Origin of the sequence: Ruoffia sp. FAM 20857 (genome assembly GCF_045528645.1) — a bacterium.
Classification (GTDB): Bacteria; Bacillota; Bacilli; order Lactobacillales; family Aerococcaceae; genus Ruoffia; species Ruoffia halotolerans.
Genome location: NZ_JBGQRB010000028.1, coordinates 23,558 through 29,721, shown reverse-complemented (window position 1 = coordinate 29,721; position 6,164 = coordinate 23,558). Strand labels below are relative to the sequence as shown.

The following is a 6,164-nucleotide window of genomic DNA, read 5'->3' as shown; positions in this document are numbered from 1 at the left end:
AACTTAAATCACAGTGGTTATGGGATATTTCTTTAGTGGTACATTAAGCTGGCAAAAGGTGGTACATTCTTTGGCAAACAGTGGTAAGAAAGTTGGCATCAGTGGTACAAATGTGTGGCAGTAGTCAAATGATTATATACAATACAAAATGGAATCCTTTATCCTCGTAATATAATTGTAGATTAAAATGATTGTTGAATACTTCCCTCTTTTATTTCAAAGACATAATCACATAAGTAATCAATATCTTCTGAATTATGTGATGTTATTAAAATTATTCTACCTTCTTGCTTTAAACTCATAATAAGTTCCCTAATTAAAATAACGCCGCTTTTATCAAGACTATTCATTGGCTCATCTAAAATCAGTAATTCTGGATTTTCCATAATTGCTTGTGCCACACCTAGCCTCTGCTTCATTCCTAAAGAAAAGTTTCTAACTTTCTCTTTATTATTTGGATCTAAGCCAACAGATTCTATCGCATTAAGAATACCTTGTTTTTCAATCTTCCCATTTATATCTGCAAGTAATTTTAAATTCTGATATTGGTTATAATCAAGAATAAAAGAAGGTATCTCGATTAAAAAACCAGTGTTTAAAGAGAATTCAATGTCTTTTCCAATTCTATCGGAATCCATCCATATTTCACCGGTATTTAATGGTATAAGACCTAGAATCGATTTCATTAAAATTGTTTTTCCGCTACCATTATCCCCAACTAACCCATATATATGTCCGGAGGAAAGTTCTAAATTAACATCTGAAAATAACTCTTTATCTTTAAATTTCTGACTCACATTCTTAACTATTAGTTGTTCCATAAAATTAGTTTTCTCCTTAATTTGTCGTTATAAGCAATATAATAAATTGCAGTAATCATTATTATTATTCCTACAACTAAAATTGTTATGGCAAAGCTCAGTGTAGGGTATCCGTCAAGTTGAGATGTCGAAATATTTGACAAAGAAATCCAAGAAAAGACAGAAATATAAAAGCCATAAAATTTATTAAAGTGTCTGATTGCCAGATATAAGAATATGAATACAGAGTATAATACCAGTCCAAGTCCTGGTCTAATTATATTGAATAGCATCAACATTAATCCTGAAAAGAAGAATATTAAAATCATCATTATTACAGTCATTATAAAAAGTTGCAGGGGTGTGTAATTAACCATTAATGTCGAAGGAATATTTATAGCAATTTCGTATTGATTAATAATATCTGGATAATAATTAAGTGATCCTATCAACTTTCCCCAGTCATTAGAATGAAAAGTAATATATGAAAGCGAAATAATAATATAACTAAGCATAATATTTATTATATATATAAAAATACTAAAGATTATATACAATATTTGTGATGTAATCCATTTACTCGTAGAAGTTCTGTGAATCAGATAGGACTGCATCTCATTATTCATAGGAATATTCGATAGTATAAGCAAAAAAGATAGTGTTATGACAATTATAAAAATTGGATCTGTGTGTAAAAAAGGATAAAGAGATATGTGTAAATCTAAATTAAATTCATCAGCAAAAGCAAGAATTGGATTTAAAATTGAATACATATATAACCATTGCAGTATTAAAGCAAATAGAACTCTTTTTTGAGTATAATTTGTAACGAGATGAATCCAGATCATTTGAAAGATTTGCCTCATCGATATCCTCCTTCAAACTTCTTTTTATATAAAAAGATAATGAGTAGAAAAATAATAACTACTACTGTTATTAGATATAAAATAGGATAGATTGTTGATATCCCAATATTATTTTCAATATCCCCTTCTCCAAAGTACAAACCTAGAGAATTATACATTGAAAAAACTTTGCGAGGATCTAATAGAAATGGCAATATTTTTACTTTATCTAAAAAGATAATCACAACATTTGATGTTAAGGGGACAGTAAATAGAACAAGTTTGTTCTGGCTAAAAAAACTAACAACTAAACTGATTAAAGACATGCAGGTCATCTCAGCTGATTGTTTAAATATTAACCATCCATAAAACCATATAGCCGAGTGTTCTCTTATTAAGAAACCATTGGATAGTCCATATAGAATGTTAGAATTACTTTCAATAGGATTTGTAATCAAAGGAAAGTTCAAAGATAAAAGATATATTACTATCGCATTGCTTAGTCCAACAATTAAGAATGAACAAGAAATACATATAAATATTTTACTCAAAAAGTACTTACTTTTCCCCATCCTGGGTAAGGTATATTGTAAAACGCCTTGTCTTATGTCTCGTGCAATAAAGTCAGCGACAAATAGATTTACAATCGTCGATAATGCCAATGATATCGACGTATGATTAGTACTAACGGTCCATATATAGGCTATATTTACTTCATGTGTACGCTCAAAAAGTAACTCTTGATAGAACGGTATAATCAAAAATAAAATATAACCTAATATTATCAACAAAAAATATGAAGTTAGAATATTGTTCCTTAGTTCAGAAGTAATATACTTAATCAATGTAATGTTAACTCCTTTTTAGTTTCAGCATCAATAAATATATATGTAGGATAAGTCACTCCATCTACTTCCTGTTCAATAACTCCTAACCACACAGGGATATATATGTCTGATTCTTCACTCGTTTTAGAGCCTAACAAATGCAGATACACTAGTTCCAAGGATGATAATTTAGTATCGTTAAGAATAATTATATTCTCATATTTATTTTCAATTAATGAAATTATTTCTTCAGCATTCAAATTAATTTGATTTAATCTTTCACCAACTTTGTTATAACCCCTAAGATCTGAATTTTCTAGACCATTTTCAGAAAAAGTTAATTGAAACACAGTATCTTCAGCAACAATACCTGCTTCATAATCCCCCATTGTAAAATCATTAATAGGGACGTCATCTATAAAAAATTTAACGGAAGCCATGTATAAATCAGTCGCAATCTGACTAATCTCCTCATCGCCACCTTCAAAATTAAAGTATTCTTTTAATAATGTACTCATATCATTCGCTGTGATACTTTGTAACTCAATTGAATAATCTAATTCAATACCTAAACTATGTATTAAAGTGTCAATTTCTTGCGTAATTTCCTCTCTAGTCGCAAAAGATAAATCATCCTCCGTCGACACTTCAAGTCCATTCTCTTTAACTACATTTTGAACGTCATAATACACAAAACCTTCACTTCTGGTATATCCATAAGCAATGCTGTTCTCTACTTGAGCAACACTCAATATATAAGACTCATTCTCGAATGAATATCGTTCCATTGTTAGTTCTGGTATCGAACTATTTTCAAAATCTGTCACTTCCAGATTATGATATGCTGCTACTCCTTCTAAAAAGTCATTCACATCTTGCTGTATTATTTCATATTTAAAGCTTTCTTCAGGATATTCATCATGTATAAGTTCATCACTAACTGAATACTCACCTTGTGCAGTGACAGTACTTAAGTTAATATTCACCATAATAATCAATCCTAACAGACCAGTAAATAACTTCATTAATTTATTCATAAATCTTCTCCCTGTCCTATGATATGAAAAAAACTACATAGCAGTCTAATCTCGTTTAAGACAGTACTATATAGTTGTATAATTTAATCAATATACTGTTTATCTTCTATGTTGAAGTACGAAATCCTACCGGTTTCTTTATTGATATAGATTGTCACCTCTAAATTCCACGTTTGTTCTTTGTCCTTTTCAAATAGCTGCTCTTTTAAGGTGAATTTCAGTTTTTTCTTAGTAAGATTTTTTTCATTTACTTCGCTAAGCACTGTGATATCTTCTACTGAATAATCAGCTGTATTCTCCATAGCTAGATAATAAATCTCGGTCAAATCACCATTGATTAATAACTTTTCCAAGTACTCATCTTCTATGATATTTTCGAATTTTTCTTCCATTATATTAACTAGTTGTTCACTTTCGTATGAAAATGACATTGAGTTGCCGTCTTTATGTTGGCTTTGCTCTTCCTTATCTAGTTCCTCGAAAAAATTGCTAGCAGTTTCATATGAGACAGTATAATTTAAGTTAATAAACTGATTTTCTATTGGTTCAGTCTTGACTGGATTTATATTTAAAAATAGAGTTGTTATCATTAAATACAAGTAAATTTTAAACGTGATCATTAATTCTACCCCATTTTATTGATAGCCTATTCTCAGACTAATTAATTATTCTCCATCTATAAATTCGATTGTCAGTGCAAATACATCCTTAATACCTTCCACTTCAAATCCTGGTTTTTCATAATCAGACGAGATTTCTTCAATGTTCAAAGAATAGCTATGGTCAGAATCTCTTAGAATAAAGAATGCCAAAGGCTCCCTTTTATTAGCTGTTATCTCGATATCGTCTTCCCAATTTCCTAATAGAGCTTCCATTCTATTGTCTCTTTCAATACGATTAGGTAAACTTGATGAAAGGAATTCATAGGTATTCAACTCGCCATCTTCTGTTAGAATACCTACACGAATAAAATCTTCTAGATTGGCTGATAATAGGAGCTTACCACCGTCGTATACTTCATTGACTAATTCCATGGCTTGCCAACTTCCGTCTTCTTGTAATTTTTCCCAGCGAATAATGTAAGATGAATTTTCGTTTTCATAATCGATTGAATAGAAGTTAGTTTGTCTCAAATGAAGCAATGACAATATCTCTTGTTGATCATCTGTTAACTCAACAAGTTGACCTACTCCATCCGCTGAAACTTGAATAGAACTTATAAAGAACAAATATAAGGTAATAAGACATGATAATAATAATTTATTTTTCATTCTGTTTTTCCCCCTTGAATATCTAAAATAGTAACTATTGTTAAAATTTAGTAATTATTTGGTAGGTATAAAGTCCAAGTTGTGCCGCCTCTTACTAATGTTAAATTGAGATTAGCTCCGATTTCACCGTAAGAGGTAGGAAGTATATACGTTGCAAAGTTTGGATAGTATGTAAAACTACTTCCAGGATAATATACTCTAGACTGGTCAATATGCCCGCCAGCACTAGTGACTCCGGATGACCCAACTACTAAGTATGAATTAGACACTTGAACTGTACTATTATAAGATGACCAGCCTCCACTTACACTATTCACCTTAACATGTGTTAGACCATTATAATACGTATACCCAAAATTCACAGTTAACTCTGCTCTAACACTTCCAGATGAGTCCCAACTATATCGATAGTTACTATTCAAAGGAACCAGATTTTCCGAACTTATATCTATAATTGTCTTTTGACTAATTTCATCTCCACTGGGACTTGAAAACGTCCCTATTTCATTTGTCAAGACTCCATAACTCTCGCCATGTTCATTTACCAAATATGCAGAATAATCATTTTCTGCACTTGCTAAAATTGGCGAAGCAACTGACAACAATATAGCTATAATTAATAATATTTTTTTCACTAGAATTCCTCCTCGTTTTAATTATCAGTTTCTCCAACTACTTTTTCATTCTTATTCTTTTTGCGTGATATCAGTCAATATCAAAATAGTTTTCGCTTAAAAAACTTAGGAAAATGTATTGCATAAGACTTTCATAATTCATCAAAAAAGAAAGTATATAAGCCATCAGCATTGCGATTAAAATATTTTTGACATATTTAGATTGAGTAGTAAATTTTAAATTTTAAAAACGATTTCTCACTGAATTAGGCACTTTTATCAAAACATCGATAATATACAGTAAAATAAAAACTAATTGTATAAGCAGAGTACTATCCCACACCATATGTTTTAAACATAATGAGATTAGTACAAACATAATTTCCGAAAACAATAAACTTTGTTCAAGGGTACTAGCATGATAGTCTCCACCACAAACTCTCAATGGAATATAAAGAAAAATTACTATAACCAACTCGCTTACCGTACCGAATAACACCCCAACAAAAACTGCAATAATAAAACCTAATAATTGGTGAACAATAATTGAGAGACCAAAGTTAATACATTCTTCTATCTCAGTACGTGATATAGATTTACTTATTACTCGTGAAATCCTGTTAATCATCTTGACTTGAAAAATATTCTTTTACATTTTTTACTTTTTATCGGTTGAAAAATGAAATACATACTTAAATTTCCTATTATATTTAATTTTGCAATAAACATAATCACAAGAAACATAACTTAATACAATGATTCAAGACAAG

Annotated in this window: 8 protein-coding genes; all 8 read right to left on the bottom strand. The window is 30.1% G+C overall.

What is annotated here, in order from left to right; genetic code table 11:
• Window positions 1–182 precede the first annotated feature (182 nt).
• Window positions 183–821, bottom strand: coding sequence for an ATP-binding cassette domain-containing protein (locus ACEN4N_RS07605; protein ID WP_407093971.1), 639 nt, complete (start codon window positions 819–821; stop codon window positions 183–185).
• The gene (locus ACEN4N_RS07600; protein WP_407093970.1) at window positions 809–1,666 is read right to left on the bottom strand and encodes a hypothetical protein; all 858 of its coding nucleotides are present in this window, start codon (window positions 1,664–1,666) and stop codon (window positions 809–811) included. The genes ACEN4N_RS07605 and ACEN4N_RS07600 overlap by 13 nt, the downstream gene beginning before the upstream one ends.
• Window positions 1,663–2,307, bottom strand: coding sequence for a hypothetical protein (locus ACEN4N_RS07595; protein WP_407089832.1), 645 nt, complete (start codon window positions 2,305–2,307; stop codon window positions 1,663–1,665). The genes ACEN4N_RS07600 and ACEN4N_RS07595 overlap by 4 nt, the downstream gene beginning before the upstream one ends.
• Before the next feature lie 179 nt (window positions 2,308–2,486).
• The gene (locus ACEN4N_RS07590; RefSeq protein ID WP_407089833.1) at window positions 2,487–3,509 is read right to left on the bottom strand and encodes a hypothetical protein; all 1,023 of its coding nucleotides are present in this window, start codon (window positions 3,507–3,509) and stop codon (window positions 2,487–2,489) included.
• Window positions 3,510–3,592: 83 nt separating this feature from the next.
• Complete coding sequence (locus ACEN4N_RS07585; RefSeq protein WP_407089834.1) at window positions 3,593–4,099, bottom strand: hypothetical protein; 507 nt, start codon at window positions 4,097–4,099, stop codon at window positions 3,593–3,595.
• 75 nt (window positions 4,100–4,174) lie between these two features.
• A complete protein-coding gene (locus tag ACEN4N_RS07580; RefSeq protein ID WP_197105333.1) occupies window positions 4,175–4,780 on the bottom strand; it encodes a hypothetical protein in 606 nt (201 codons plus the stop codon).
• 47 nt (window positions 4,781–4,827) lie between these two features.
• On the bottom strand, window positions 4,828–5,415 hold the full coding sequence (locus ACEN4N_RS07575; RefSeq protein WP_197105332.1) for a hypothetical protein: 588 nt from the start codon (window positions 5,413–5,415) through the stop codon (window positions 4,828–4,830).
• Window positions 5,416–5,638: 223 nt separating this feature from the next.
• The gene (locus ACEN4N_RS07570; protein ID WP_197105331.1) at window positions 5,639–6,022 is read right to left on the bottom strand and encodes an accessory gene regulator B family protein; all 384 of its coding nucleotides are present in this window, start codon (window positions 6,020–6,022) and stop codon (window positions 5,639–5,641) included.
• Between the last annotated feature and the right edge of the window lie 142 nt (window positions 6,023–6,164).